Annotated in this window: 13 protein-coding genes and 1 riboswitch; all 13 genes read right to left on the reverse strand. The window is 69.1% G+C overall.

What is annotated here, in order from left to right; translation table 11 throughout:
• Nucleotides 1-53: 53 nt before the first annotated feature.
• Nucleotides 54-755 carry an ABC transporter ATP-binding protein gene (locus tag D3877_RS05725; protein ID WP_119829744.1) on the reverse strand — a complete coding sequence of 234 codons (702 nt, stop codon included), beginning with the start codon at nucleotides 753-755 and terminating at the stop codon, nucleotides 54-56.
• A complete protein-coding gene (locus D3877_RS05730) occupies nucleotides 752-2,482 on the reverse strand; it encodes a branched-chain amino acid ABC transporter ATP-binding protein/permease (RefSeq protein WP_119829745.1) in 1,731 nt (576 codons plus the stop codon). Before D3877_RS05730 ends, D3877_RS05725 begins: the two co-directional genes overlap by 4 nt.
• Nucleotides 2,475-3,350 carry a branched-chain amino acid ABC transporter permease gene (locus tag D3877_RS05735; protein ID WP_119829746.1) on the reverse strand — a complete coding sequence of 292 codons (876 nt, stop codon included), beginning with the start codon at nucleotides 3,348-3,350 and terminating at the stop codon, nucleotides 2,475-2,477. The genes D3877_RS05730 and D3877_RS05735 overlap by 8 nt, the downstream gene beginning before the upstream one ends.
• Before the next feature lies 1 nt (nucleotide 3,351).
• Nucleotides 3,352-4,473 carry an ABC transporter substrate-binding protein gene (locus D3877_RS05740; protein WP_119829747.1) on the reverse strand — a complete coding sequence of 374 codons (1,122 nt, stop codon included), beginning with the start codon at nucleotides 4,471-4,473 and terminating at the stop codon, nucleotides 3,352-3,354.
• 64 nt (nucleotides 4,474-4,537) lie between these two features.
• A riboswitch (TPP riboswitch) is annotated at nucleotides 4,538-4,634 on the reverse strand.
• A 45-nt stretch (nucleotides 4,635-4,679) separates the two neighbouring features.
• Complete coding sequence (locus D3877_RS05745; protein WP_119829748.1) at nucleotides 4,680-5,612, reverse strand: DMT family transporter; 933 nt, start codon at nucleotides 5,610-5,612, stop codon at nucleotides 4,680-4,682.
• A 130-nt stretch (nucleotides 5,613-5,742) separates the two neighbouring features.
• The gene (locus D3877_RS05750; protein WP_119829749.1) at nucleotides 5,743-6,633 is read right to left on the reverse strand and encodes a DMT family transporter; all 891 of its coding nucleotides are present in this window, start codon (nucleotides 6,631-6,633) and stop codon (nucleotides 5,743-5,745) included.
• Nucleotides 6,634-6,638: 5 nt separating this feature from the next.
• Nucleotides 6,639-7,955, reverse strand: coding sequence for a thymidine phosphorylase (gene deoA, locus D3877_RS05755; RefSeq protein WP_119829750.1), 1,317 nt, complete (start codon nucleotides 7,953-7,955; stop codon nucleotides 6,639-6,641).
• Nucleotides 7,956-7,975: 20 nt separating this feature from the next.
• Nucleotides 7,976-8,791 (reverse strand): deoxyribose-phosphate aldolase, encoded by an 816-nt coding sequence (gene deoC, locus D3877_RS05760; protein ID WP_119829751.1) that lies wholly within the window; start codon nucleotides 8,789-8,791, stop codon nucleotides 7,976-7,978.
• Entirely contained in the window at nucleotides 8,788-9,621 is an 834-nt protein-coding gene (locus D3877_RS05765) for a purine-nucleoside phosphorylase (RefSeq protein ID WP_119829752.1), read from the reverse strand. The genes deoC and D3877_RS05765 overlap by 4 nt, the downstream gene beginning before the upstream one ends.
• A 17-nt stretch (nucleotides 9,622-9,638) precedes the next feature.
• Nucleotides 9,639-10,058, reverse strand: coding sequence for a cytidine deaminase (gene cdd, locus D3877_RS05770; protein WP_238474743.1), 420 nt, complete (start codon nucleotides 10,056-10,058; stop codon nucleotides 9,639-9,641).
• Nucleotides 10,059-10,062: 4 nt separating this feature from the next.
• Nucleotides 10,063-11,037, reverse strand: coding sequence for an ABC transporter permease (locus tag D3877_RS05775; RefSeq protein WP_199720701.1), 975 nt, complete (start codon nucleotides 11,035-11,037; stop codon nucleotides 10,063-10,065).
• A 4-nt stretch (nucleotides 11,038-11,041) separates the two neighbouring features.
• Nucleotides 11,042-12,202: an ABC transporter permease gene (locus D3877_RS05780; RefSeq protein ID WP_119829754.1), complete on the reverse strand. Its 1,161-nt coding sequence runs from the start codon at nucleotides 12,200-12,202 to the stop codon at nucleotides 11,042-11,044.
• An 81-nt stretch (nucleotides 12,203-12,283) separates the two neighbouring features.
• Complete coding sequence (gene gcvA, locus D3877_RS05785) at nucleotides 12,284-13,168, reverse strand: transcriptional regulator GcvA (RefSeq protein ID WP_119829755.1); 885 nt, start codon at nucleotides 13,166-13,168, stop codon at nucleotides 12,284-12,286.
• Nucleotides 13,169-13,262: the final 94 nt, after the last annotated feature.

The raw sequence follows: 13,262 nt of genomic DNA on the forward strand, positions 1-13,262 counted from the left end.
CTAACGGCGAGCGTCTTTATCCGCAAGAGCAACCGCCGCGCCGGGACCGAAAGTCAAAGCCCAAAGAACGCATCGTGCAACACCGTTGCCGAAAGATCACCAACCGGCCCATCCCGCACCACCCGGCCCAACCGCAACAGCAGCGCGCGCGGCGCGATGGACAGCGCGCGGGCGGCGCTCTGCTCGGCCACCAGCACGGCGGTTCCGGTGTTCGCCACCGCCTGGATCGCCGCGAACAGCTCCGCCGCCAGCTTGGGCGACAGACCAAGCGACGGCTCGTCCAGCAGCAGAAGACGCGGACGGCCCATCAGGGCGCGGCCAAAGCTGAGCATCTGTTGCTGCCCACCCGACAGCCGCCATGCCGCCTCGCCGCTTTTGCGCGCCAGATCAGGAAACAGAGCGAAGATTCGGGCGACGTCCTGGGCGCGGGCGCGGCGGTCGGACAGCCCGGCGACCTCCAGATTGTCGCGCACGCTCATACCGGCGAACACCCGCCGCCCTTCCGGCACATAGCCAAGACCGCGCCCGACCCGCCGTTCGGTCGGCAGGGCGGCGACGTCCTCCCCGGCAAAGCGCACAACGCCGCTGGCCGGGACCAAGCCAAGGATCGCTTTCAGCAGGCTGGATTTGCCGGCGCCGTTGGCCCCCAGCACGGCCATCGTCTCCCCCGCCGCCAGGGTCAACGACACGCCGTCCAACGCCAGCGCCCCGCCATAGACGACGCTCAGCCCCTCCACCGACAGCAACGCGGTCATGCCCCATCCTCGTCGTCGGAATCGTCCCGAACGGCTGGCCCGCCGAGATAGGCGGCGATCACGGCGGCGTCACGGCGCGCGCCGTCGGGCGGCCCGGCGTAGAGCGTCCGCCCACGGTCCAGGCACAACACCCAGCCGACCAGGGGCAGCAGGAAATCCATGTCATGCTCGACCACCAGCAGCGCCATCCCCTCCCACGCCAAGCGGCGCAGATGGGCGGCCAGATCGGCCTTTTCCGCGTCGGTCAGCCCCGCCGCCGGTTCGTCCAGCAGCAGAACCGACGGACGGCGCGCCAGCGCGCGGGCCAACTCCACCCGCCGCCGCAAGGCCGCTGGCAAACCATGGCAGGGCCGCAACGCCAAATCGCCCGCGCCCAGACGGTCCAGCGCCCAACGGGCGTGCGCCTCGGCTTCCGCCACGCTGCGGTCGAACGGCAGCCGGGCGGCGGCCACCGCCTCCAGCACGCTGGCGTGGTTCGGCAGGGTCGCCGCCTGAAAGCTGCGGGCCAGACCGGCGCGCGCGATCTGGTCGGGCGGCGCGCCGGTTCGGTCGCGCCCGCCGATCCACACCGCCCCATCGTCCGGGCGCTCCAGCCCCGACAGCACGTTGATGAGCGTCGTCTTGCCCGACCCGTTCGGGCCGATCAGCCCGACGATGGCGCCCGCTTGCACGCTCAGCGACACGCCGTCGAGCGCGCGCACGCCACCGAAGGATTTGCTGAGATCTTCGACGCGCAAAATTTCCCCCGTCGCGCGCGGTCCGGCGGGCGGCTCCACCGCGTCGGGCAAGGCACGCGGCGGCGGCGGGAACAGCCGCTCCAGCAGGCCCGTCAAACCGTTGGGCGCGACCAGAATCGCCAGCAGCAGCGCCGCGCCATAGACGATCAGATAGCTGCGCTCCAGCCCCCGGAACCATTCCGGCAAATGAATCAGCAGCAGCGCTCCCAGCACCGCGCCGACCATCCGACCACGCCCGCCGACCACGGCGATGGTCAGGATCGTCACCATGACCGGGAATTCCAGCACCTCCGGCGACACCACCCGCTGGGTGTGAACCGCCAGCGCCCCCGCCGCCCCGGCGTAAACCGCCGACAGCGCGAAGGCGGTCAGCCGCAGCCGCCCGACGTCCAGCCCCAGACAGCCCGCCGCCAGCGGATCGTCCCGCACCAACTCCAGGGAGCGGCCCAGCCGCCCGCGCGCCAGCCGCCAGCCGATCAGCCCGCCAACCGCCGCCACCCCCCAGACCAGCGCCGCCATCGGCAGACCGCGCGGCGCGACCCAGCCGAACAACGCGAAGGCGGGAACGCCCGGCAAGCCGTTCGCCCCGCCGGTGAGGTCCGGCAGATTGACCGCCAGAAGATGCAAGACCTGCGCGACGCCCAAGGTCGCCAAGGCGAAGTAATGGGACTCCAGCCGCAACACCGCCAGACCGACCGGCAGCGCCACCAGCAACGGCGCCAGCAAGGACAGCGGAAAGGTGACGGAGGCGTCCAGCCCGTAGCGGCTTCCCAAAATCCCGGTCACATAGGCGCCCAGCCCGAAAAACGCGCCCTGCGCCATGGACAGCGCCCCGCCCAGCCCGAACAGGATCTGAAAACCGAAGGCGGCCAGCGCGTAGACCCCGGCCACCGTCAGCACCCGCAGGCCATAGGGCGAGGCGAAAAACAGCGCGTAGGCCAACCCGGCCAGCGCCGCCGCCAGCAACAGCGCGTTCCGTCGATCACGCACGGCGGCGCACCGCTTCGCCGAACAGCCCTTGCGGTCGGACCATCAGAATCAGCAGCAAGACGCCGTACAGCGCCCCCAGCGCCACCGGATACGAGAAAACCGACGACACCCCCACCTCGAACAGCGCGATCAACAGCGCGCCGACCACCGCGCCGGGAACCGACCCCCAACCGCCAACCGTCACCGCGATGTAGGCCTTGAGGATCAAATCGCCGCCCGCCGTCGGCGTCACGAAATAGCGGTTGGCCAGCAACAGCCCCGCCGCCCCGGCGCAGGCCGTTCCGATGGCGAACGTCACCAGAATCATCCGCGTCACCGGCACGCCGCAGGCCCGCGCCATCTCGGGATCCTGCGCCGTCGCCCGCAAGCGGCGGCCAAGCTGGGTGTGGGCGAAGATCATGTGCTGCGCCCCGATCAACAGCCCCGCCACCAGGATGATGGCGACCGACTGCTCCGGCACGGCCACCCCGCCCAGCCGCAACACGCCGTCGCCCAACAGCGGCGGGGCGACGCGCGGTTCCGGGCCGAACAGAACCGCTGCGCCGTTCTGCAAAATGATGCCGACGGCGATGGTGCTGATGAAGACGGAGACCGGCGGGCGGTTGCGCAGCGGCAAATAAGCGACCAGCGCCAGCAGCAGCCCCAGCCCGGCCATCACCAACAAAATCACAGGCAGCAGAACCAGCCCCGGCAGCGGGATGAGCGGGGCCAGCGCCACCGCCAGCATCCCGCCCGCCATCACCAGATCGCCCTGGGCGAAATTCACCGCCGAGGTGGCGTTCAACACCAGCACAAAGCCCAGCGCCACCAGGGCGTAGGCCGCCCCCAGCGCCAGACCATTCACCAGAAGCTGAAACGCCGTTTCCACCTCACTTCACCACGCCGGTCACGTTGTCGTAGCGTTTGACCAGGGCCGGAATCCGCGTCTTGCCGTCGTAACAGACGATCACGGCGGAATGGGCCATGTTGCCCTTGCCGTCGGAGGCGTAGCTCATCGCCAGCCCGTCGTGACGCCCGGCGGCCAGCGCCTTGCGGACGTCGTCGGCGCTCTTGGCCCCGGCCTGAACCGCCGCCAGAACCATTCGCATGCCGTCATATTGGCCAAGGGCGAAGGCGTCCGGCTCCTTGCCGAAGGCGGCGCGGTAGGATTCGGTGAAGGCCGCCACCGCCGGGCTGCCGCCCGACACCGGCGACGCGGCGGTTTCCGCGCAAACGCCCTTCAACTCGGCGGGATCGAGCAGCGCCGCCGTGCTTGGCTGATGCATCGCCGATCCGGCCACCACCGGGATTTTCAGGCCGCTGGTCGCCGCCTGCCGCAGCAACAGCGCGGTCGGCCCGGCGTGCAGATGCAGAACCAAAACGTCGGGGTTGGCCGACAGCGCCTTGGTCAGCACCGGCAGCAAATCCTTGGCCGCCGGGTCCACCCCCTCCTGAAACACCGGGTTGACGCCCAGCGCGCGGAAGGCGGCCTCCAGATGGGTTTTGCCGCTCTGGCCATAGGCCGTGGTCTGATAGATCACCGCCGGGCGGGTCTTCTTCAACTCCTCCACCACATAGCGGGCGTGGGCGGTTTTGGTCACGGCGTCGCCGGGGAAAAAGCGGAAGACCCAGGGGTTGCCCTGTTCGGTGATCGACGCGGTGCCCGACACCGTGACCAGCGGCAGTTTCAGCTCAGCGGCCAAGGGCAGCATCGCCAACATCTGGGTGCCCAACATGCTGGCGGCCACCGCGCCGACCGGGCCGCCGCCCGCCGCCCGCTCCAGCCCAGTCACGGCGGCCTCCGGCGAGGTGCCGGTGTCGATCACCTCCGACGCCGCGACCAGCCCGGCGGGGGCCTCCTTCAGCGCCAGCAGCGCGCCGTTGCGCTGGCTGGTGCCTTCCAACGACAAAAAGCCGGTCAACGGCACGAGGACGGGAAAGGACAAGCCGTCCGCCCGCGCCGGCCCCGCCGCCGCCAACAGACCAACCAAAAGAGGAATCAAGCGCCGCATCCGAAAAGCCTCCTCCCAACCGGCGGAGAGAGGCCGCGCCGCGCGTCCGCGTCACGGCGGAGGATGGTCGGCGCGGTCGGCTCCCTTCGCTGGCATGACCCAGATCAGGTTCGATGGGTGTGTCTCAGCCCGCGACCCCGCAGGCACCCCAGCCGTAAACGACGGGCGACAATGTGGCCGCCCGCTTGGGCCTGTCAAGCGCGCCGTCAAACGGCGGAGGATCGTTTGGCCGCCGCCGTTTCGCGGTGCAGGATGTACAGGCCGCTGCCGATGATGACCATCGCCCCGGCGATCACCGGCGGCGTCGGCAGATCGCCGAACACCAGATAGCCGAACAGGCTGGCCCAGACCATGCCGGTGTATTCGAACGGCGCGACCACGGCGGGCGGGGCGCGGCGGAACGCCTGGGTAATCAACACCTGCGCCACCGCCCCCAGCGCGCCGACCGCCGCCATCAGGGCGAATTCGGTCGCCGTCGGGGCCAGCCACACCGGAATCGACAGAGCGCCGCTGACCACCGTCGTCGTCAGCAGCAGATAGACGACGATGGAGGTCGCCGTTTCGGTCTTCGACAGCCCGCGCACCGTCAGCAGCGACAGGGCGTAGAACAGCGCCGCGCACAGCCCGACCAGCACCGGAAAGGTCGGCGCGCCGCTGCTGGGCTGCGCCATCACCACCACGCCGCCAAAGCCGATCACCACGGCGCCCCAGCGGCGCCAGCCGACCTTTTCCCCCAACAGCGGGGCCGACAGCGCGGTGATGAACAGCGGCCCGGCAAAATTCAGCACATAGACGTCGGCCAGCGGCAGATGCTTGAAGGCATAAAAGAAACAGCCCATGGAGATCAACCCGGCGAAGGCCCGCCAGACATGGGCCAAGGGTCGCTGGGTCCGCATCGACGCCACCCCGCCGCCCCGCGTCAGGGCGTAGCCGCCGATCAACAGCAACGCCACCGCCGAGCGGACGAACATCAATTGCGGCACCGGAAAGCTCGCCGCCAAAAACTTGATCAGCGTGTCCATCGCCGCGAACAGCACGATGGAGGCGAGGAAGCAACCGACCGCGTAGGGAACCGAATCCGCCTGGATCGGCAGAGCGGCGGCGGATGGACCATCGGCGCATTTGACGGCGTCGGACATGAAACGGCTCGCAGACCTGAACGGGATGTGGCTGCACAGATTATGGGCAAACCAAACCGTTTCCCAATGCCGCCACCGCAGGTCTGCCCGGCGCGCCGTTTGCTCGCCGATCCGTCAACCCGCCAATCCGTCAACCCGTGGCGTCGCGCGCCTCCCGGCGCAGCAGATACAGGCCGCTGCCGATCACCAACGCCAAGCCGACCGCCAGCTTTGGTTCCGGCCAATCGCCGAACAGCAGCGCGCCGAACAGCACGCCCCACAGGATTTGCGAGTATTGGAAGGGCGCGATCACCGGCGACGGGGCGTTGCGGAAGGCGGTCAACAGGCAGGTCAGCGCCACCCCGGACAGCACCCCGCCCACCGCCGTCCAGGCGAAATCCTCAAAAGACGGCGCGACATAAACCGACGGCAGAAAGCCGCCCAGCACCGGCAAGGCCAACAGATTGGCGTAAAAGGGAAAGGTCAGCGCGTGCTCGGTCTGGCCCTTGTGCCGAATGATGAGGGCCGAGGCGGCGTAGCACAGCGCGCACAGCGCCGCGCCGACCGCCCCGACATTGATGATTCCGGCGGCGCTGGGCCGGTTCATCACCAGCACCCCGGCGAAACCCGCCAACACCGCCAACCAACGCCGAAAATCCACCCGCTCGCCGAACAGCAGGGCCGACAGCAGGGTGATGACCAGCGGCGCGGTGAACAAAATCGCGTATACGTCGGCCATCGGCATGCGGGCGAAGGCGAAATACCCGGCGTAGCCGGTGACAAGCCCCAGGGTGGCGCGCAACAGATGCAGCCCGGGCCGCCGCGTCCCCAACTGACGCAGCCCGCCGCTCCACAACGCCATACCGATGATGGGAATCAGGGAGAACAACGCGTTGAAAAACACCGCCTGCGGCAGCGGATAGCCCCCGGCCATGATTTTCATCACGGCGTCGCCCGCCGAAAACAGGCCAAAGCCCAAACTCGCCAAGCCGATGGCCCGCAGATGGCCGCGCCGATGGACGCCCAGGGCGATGTCGGCCATCGCCGTCAGATCCGCTTGGCGATCAACGGCCCGCGCGGCGGCGCCGCGTCCGCCACCGTGAAGGCGGCGCGCAGGCGGCGCTCCGCCTCGTCGGCCATCGCCTCCGTGCGGGCGTGGACGATGGCGAGCGGCTGACGGCCCGGCCCAACCTCCGCCCCCAACCCTGCCACCGTGTCGAAGCCGACGGCGAAGTCGATGGGATCGCTCGTCTTGGTCCGCCCGCCGCCCAGCGCCACGACGGCCATGCCGACGGCGCGGGTGTCGATGGCGGCGACCCGCCCGACCCGCTCGGCCACAACCGGGCGCACCACGGGCGCGACGTCCAGATAACGGTCGGGATTCTCCAACAGGTCCGACGGCCCGCCCAGCGCGTGGACCATGCGGGCGAAACGCTCCGCCGCCTGCCCGCTGGTCATCGCCCGGTCGGCCATCGCCCGGCCCGTCGCCACGTCCGGGGCCAGCTTGCACAGGGCCAGCAACTCCGCCGCCAGCCGCGCCGTGACCTCATACAGCCGTGGCTCGGCGGGTTCCCCGCGCAGGATGGCGAGGCATTCGCGCATTTCCAGCGCGTTGCCCGCGCTGTGGCCCAACACCTCGTTCATGTCGGTCAGCAGGGCGACGGCGGGCAACTCCGCGCCGACCGCGACGGTGACGATGCTCTCAGCCAGCGCCTCCGCGTCCTCAAAACGCTGCATGAAGGCGCCGGAGCCGAACTTGACGTCCATCACCAGCGCGTCCAGCCCGGCGGCCAGCTTCTTCGACAGGATCGACGCGGTGATGAGGTCCAGCGATTCCACCGTCGCCGTCACGTCGCGGATGGCGTAGAGCCGCTTGTCCGCCGGGGCGATGTCGTCGGTGGCGCCGATCACCGCGCAGCCAACCTCCTTCACCACCTTGCGCAACAGGTCATTGTCGGGCTTGGCCTGATAGCCGGGGATCGCCTCGAACTTGTCGAGCGTGCCGCCGGTGTGGCCCAGCCCCCGCCCCGACACCATCGGCACGAAGCCGCCGCAGGCCGCCAGCATCGGCGCCAGCATCAGGCTGACCTTGTCGCCGACGCCGCCGGTGGAATGCTTGTCGATCACCGGGCCGGGTAGGTTCAGGCCGCGCCAATCCATCACCGTGCCGGAATCGCGCATGGCGCGGGTCAGCGCCACCCGTTCGCCCAGATCCATGCCCCGAAAAAACACCGCCATGGCGAAGGCCGACGCCTGGCTTTCCGTCACCGACCCGTCGGTGATGCCGCGCACGAAGGCCTGAATGGTCTCGGCGTCGAGCGCCACACCGTCGCGTTTGGCCCGAACGATTTCTTGAGGAAGCATCCGCCCCGCCCTTTTCTCTCTCAATAGCCCGCAGCGGGCGCCGCCGCCGCGCCGCCAAAACCCGCCGTGTCGAGCAGCGCGTCCAGCAGGCTCGACGCGCCAAAGCGGAAAGTCTGCGGCGTCGCCCAGCCCTCGCCCAGCAGATGGTCGGCCAGCGCCAGAAAAACCGCCGCCTCGGCGGCGTCGCGGATGCCGCCCGCCGCCTTAAAGCCGACCGACTTGCCGGATTCATAAATGCTGTCCAGCATCACCGCCGCCGCGTCCAAGGTCGCCGCCGGTTGCGTCTTGCCGGTGGAGGTCTTCAGGAAATCAGCCCCCGCCGCGATGGCGTCGCGCGACGCCCAGCCCAGCAGATCGGCGTCGGGAAACTGGCCCGATTCCAGGATGACCTTCATCAGCGCCTGGTCGCCGCAGGCCTCGCGGCAGGCTTTCAGCAGCGCCACCGGCTGGGTGCGCGCGCCGTCGATGTAAGCGCGGTAGGGCAACACCACGTCGATCTCATGCGCGCCGTCGGCGATGGCCGCGCGCGTTTCCGCCACGACGCTGGCCGCGTCGGCCTCCCCGGTCGGGAAATTCACCACGGTGGCGACGCGGATCGGCCCGCCGTCCAGCGCCTTGCGCGCGGTGGCGACGAAGCGCGGCCAGACGCAGACCGCCGCGACCGGCCCGGCGGGCGTGTCGGCGCGGGCGCACAACGCCTCAACCGCCGCGTCGGTGTCGTCGTCGTTCAGGCTGGTCAGGTCGAGCATTCCGATGGCCCGGCGCGCGCCAGCGGCGTCGGACGGCGCGTCCGCCACGGCGTCGAGCGCCTGTTGCAACTCGGCGGACAGTTTCATGACCGGGGTCCATCCTGTTCGTGAAGCCGTTCCAGGAAACCGACCAGCAGCCGTTCCAGATCGGCGGCGGCGGCGGACGCGGCGCTGAGCGTCTGGTGGTGATCGACCGGCCCGTCGCTGAGGCCGACCCCGAGGTTGGTGACGACGGCGCAACCGACCACGCGCAACCCGCAATGGCGGGCGATGACGCATTCGGGAACCGTGGACATGCCGACCGCGTCGGCCCCCAGCCGTTGCATCATCCGCACCTCGGCGGGAGTCTCAAAGGACGGCCCGGCGTAGGCGGCGTAAACCCCCTCCGCCAGATCCAGCCCCTGCCCCGCCGCGACGTCCTTCAACAGGGCGCGCAAGGCGGGATCCCAAGCGTCGGTCATGCTGGGGAAACGGTCGCCAAAGGACTCGTCGTTCGGGCCGGTCAGCGGGTTCGCGCCCAGCAGATTGAGATGGTCGGTGATCGCCATCAGACGGCCCGGCCCCACCTCCAAACGCAGGGAGCCGACGGCGGCGGTCAGGATCAGCGTGTCGCAGCCAGCCCGCTTCAGCGCCCGGATCGCCGTGCGCAGCGCGTCGAAGCCGTTGCCCTCATAGGCGTGAACCCGGCCCTGCATGCAGGCGACGTCCACCCCGCCCAGGCCGCCGACCACCAGCCGCCCGGCGTGGCCCGACACGCTGGGAACCGGAAAGCCCGGCAGATCGCCGTAAGGAATGGCGACGGAATCGGCGATGCGGTCGGCGATCCCGCCCAGGCCGGACCCGAGCACAATTCCCACCCGTGGCCGACGGCCCGGAGCGCGGTGGAGAAGTTCCGCAGCGGCGCGGTCAGCGGTCATGGTTCAAGCCTCCGGGGTCAAAACGTCAAGTTGTCAGGGCCGAACGACTGCGGCAACAGAACCTCCAACACAAAACTTTGCCGCAGCCCCGCCGCGTCGCAGACATGGATCGGCGTGTCGGGCGCGGCGAATTCGCGGATGCGCTGGCGGCAACCGCCGCAGGGCGTGCACAGCGGGTCGGCCGGCTCGCCGCCCATCACCACGATCATGCGGATGCGCCGGTCCCCCGCCGCGACCATCGCGCCGATGGCCGAGCTTTCGGCGCATTGCCCCTGCGGGTAGGCGGCGTTTTCAACATTGGCGCCGACGAAAACCCGCCCGGACTCGCCCAGAATCGCCGCCCCGACCTTGAAGCGCGAATAGGGCGCGTGGGCGTTCAGCCGCGCCGCGCGAGCGGCGTCAATCAGGGAGTCCATCAGGGGGGCCAACTCGGCCATCGTCTCACCGCTCCTTGACATAGGGGACGCCGCTCGCCTTCGGGGCGATGGCCTTGCCGACGAAACCGGCCAGCAGCAGCACGGTCAGCAGATAGGGCAGCATCTGGATGAACTGCACCGGGATGACGCCGATTCCGGGCAGCGGCACGCCCTGCAAGCGCACCTGCACCGCGTCGGTGAAGGCGAAGAGCAGGCAGGCGAACAGGGTCGGCCCCGGTCGCCATTTGCCGAAGATCAACGCCGCCAGCGCCAGATAGCCCTTGCCCGCCGTCATGTCCCGCACGAACCCCGCCCCATGGCCGGTGGACAGATAGGCCCCGGCCATGCCGGTCAGCGCCCCCGTCACGATCAAAGCCTGATAGCGCAGCCGTGTGACGGAAATGCCAGCGGTTTCCACCGCCGCCGGATTTTCCCCCACCGCGCGCAGCCGCAGGCCAAAGCGCGAGCGGTACAGCACCCATTGCGTGGCCAGCACGATCAGCAGCGTCACCCAAATCAACACATTGGTGTCGTCGATCAGCTCGCGGTAAATCGACCCCAGCACCGGCACGCCGTTGATCGCCTCGACGCCCGGCATCTGGACGGACGGCAGCCGGGCCGAGGCCGGGAGCAACGGCGTTTGCCCGCCCTGCTTGAACCAGGCGTAGGCCAGCGTCGGGGCCAGACCGGCGACCAAAATATTGATCGCCATGCCCGACACCACCTGATTGCCGTTGTGGGTGACGCAGGCGAAGCCGTGGATCAGCGCCAGCGCGATCCCCGCCGCCATCGCCGCCAGCAGGCCAAGCCACGGGCTGCCCGTGGACGCGGCGGCGGCGGCGGCGAAAAAGGCCCCGGCCAGCATCTTGCCCTCCAGCCCGATGTCGACCACGCCTGCCCGCTCGCAATACATCCCGGCGAAGGCGGCCAGAACCAGCGGCGTCGCCACCCGAATGGTCGCGCCCAGCAATTGCAGGATCAGGAGAAACAGATCCTCCATGGCCTCAGCCCCTCCCCGCTTCCGCCGCCGGTTCGGCGGACGCCGCTCGGCGGCGGAACAGCGCCTCCACCTGCGGCTTGAACAGATTCTCCATGGCGCCGGCGAACAGGATCACCAGCCCCTGGATGACCATCACCAGCTCGCGGTTGATCGTGGGGTATTCAAAGGACACCTGTCCGCCGCCCTGCGCCAGAACGCCGAACAGCAGCGCCGCCAGGATGATGCCAATCGGGTGGTTGCGGCCCATCAGGGCGACGGCGATGCCGACGAAGCCGACGCCGCCAGTAAAGTTCAAAATCACGCGGTGCTGCACGCCGAGAATCTCGTTCACCCCGACGAAGCCGGCCAACGCGCCGGAAATCAGCATGGCGATGATGATGTTGCGCGACGGCGAAATCCCGGCATAGACCGCCGCCCGCTCGTTCCGCCCGACCGTCCGCAGCTCATACCCCCAACGGGTGTGGCGCAGGAAAATCTGGAACAGCGCGCAGCAGGCCAGCGCCCACAAAAAGGACAGGTTGAGCGGGGAGGCCGGGACCGTCACGCCGATCCAGCCCAGGGCGCGCTCCATCGACGGCAACCAGACGCCGGGATCGAACTCGCGGGTTTCCGGCGATTGGCTGCCCGGACGGATCAGCACGTCCACCAGCAGATAGGTCATCACCGACGCGGCGATGAAGTTGAACATGATCGTCGTGATGACGATGTGGCTGCCGCGCTTGGCCTGAAGCCACGCCGGGATGAAGGCCCAGGCCGCGCCCAACAGCGCCGACGCGGCGATGGCCAACACCGCCACAATCGGCCAAGGCCAGCCAGTCAGCGCCAACGCCACCAGACCGGCGCCCAAGCCGCCCAGATAGGCCTGCCCCTCGCCGCCGATGTTGAACAGGCCGCAGTGAAAGGCTATGGCGACCGCCAAGCCGGTGAAGATGTAATCGGTCGTGTAATAGAGCGTGTAGCCGATGGCCTCGGGATAGCCGACGGCCTCCGTCAGCATCAGCGACAGGACGTTGATCGGATTCTCGCCGATGACCAGAATCACCAGCCCCGACAGCGCGAAGGCGGCGACGAGGTTCAACAGCGGCAACAGCGCGTACCCAACCCAGCCCGGCACGGCGCCCGGCTGACCCCCCAGTTGCCTATGCCCTGACCCGCTTTGCACCATGCGCCCCCGACGAAGAATGACCGTCGTGGAGTCTTAACCGTCGATCCGTCAGCGCGCCAACGATTTTACAAGACGCCGCCGTCAGTCGATCTGCGACAGCAGCCACCCCTTGAACTGGCGGATCCGCCGCGCCCGCTCCGCGCCCGGGGCGTGCGCGATGAAGTAGCTGCCGCGCTGGCGCAGCGTTTCGGAAAAGGGTTGGACCAACCGCCCCGACGCCAAATCATCCTGCACCAGAAAGATCGGCAGCAGCGCCACCCCCATCCCCGCCGAGGCCGCCTCGATAATCATGAAAAAATGCTCGAAGCCCAGCGACAGCGCTGAATCCGGCAGCGTCAGGCCGAAGGCCCCCAGATAGCCGCGCCAGGAATCGGGCCGCGTCGTGTGCTGCAACAGCCGGTGCTTGGCCAAGTCCGACGGGTGGCGCAGCGGCGGCCCCTGCTCCAGCAAGGATGGCGCGCAGAACACGCCGATGGTTTCCGCCATCAGCGGCGTCGAAACGGCTCCAGCCCAGCCATCGACGCCGAATCGGATGGCGACGTCCAACGGCTCCTTGGAGAAATCGACGTTGTGCTCGCTGACGCTGACATCGACCAGAATGTCGGGATTTTCGGCCTGAAAGCCCTTCAGGCGCGGCACCAGCCAGCGTTGCGCCAGCGTCGGCAGCGCGCTGACCCGCAGCACCCCGCCATCCTGCTGGCGCACCGCCCGCGCCGCCGCCGCGATGCGGTCGAGCGCCTGCGAGGCTTCGGCGTAAAAGGCCTCGCCCGACGGGGTCAGCTCGATCCCCCGCCCGACGCGGCGGAACAGCTCCACCCCCAAATCGGCGTGCAGGGTCTGCATCATCCGGCTCACCGCGCCCTGCGTGACCGACAGGTCAACGGCGGCCTTGGTGAAGCTGAGATGACGGGCGACCGCGACGAAGCTGCGGACGGCGTTCAGGGACGGCAGGGAGCGGTCGGCCATGGCTGTGGGCAATTCATGAGTTCAACTCATAGACAGCCGCCCAAGAACTCGTTTGTCAACCCCGAACGGATGGGTTTTGCTGACGACCTCAGCC

The sequence above is a fragment of the Azospirillum cavernae genome, from assembly GCF_003590795.1.
GTDB lineage: Bacteria > Pseudomonadota > Alphaproteobacteria > Azospirillales > Azospirillaceae > Azospirillum > Azospirillum cavernae.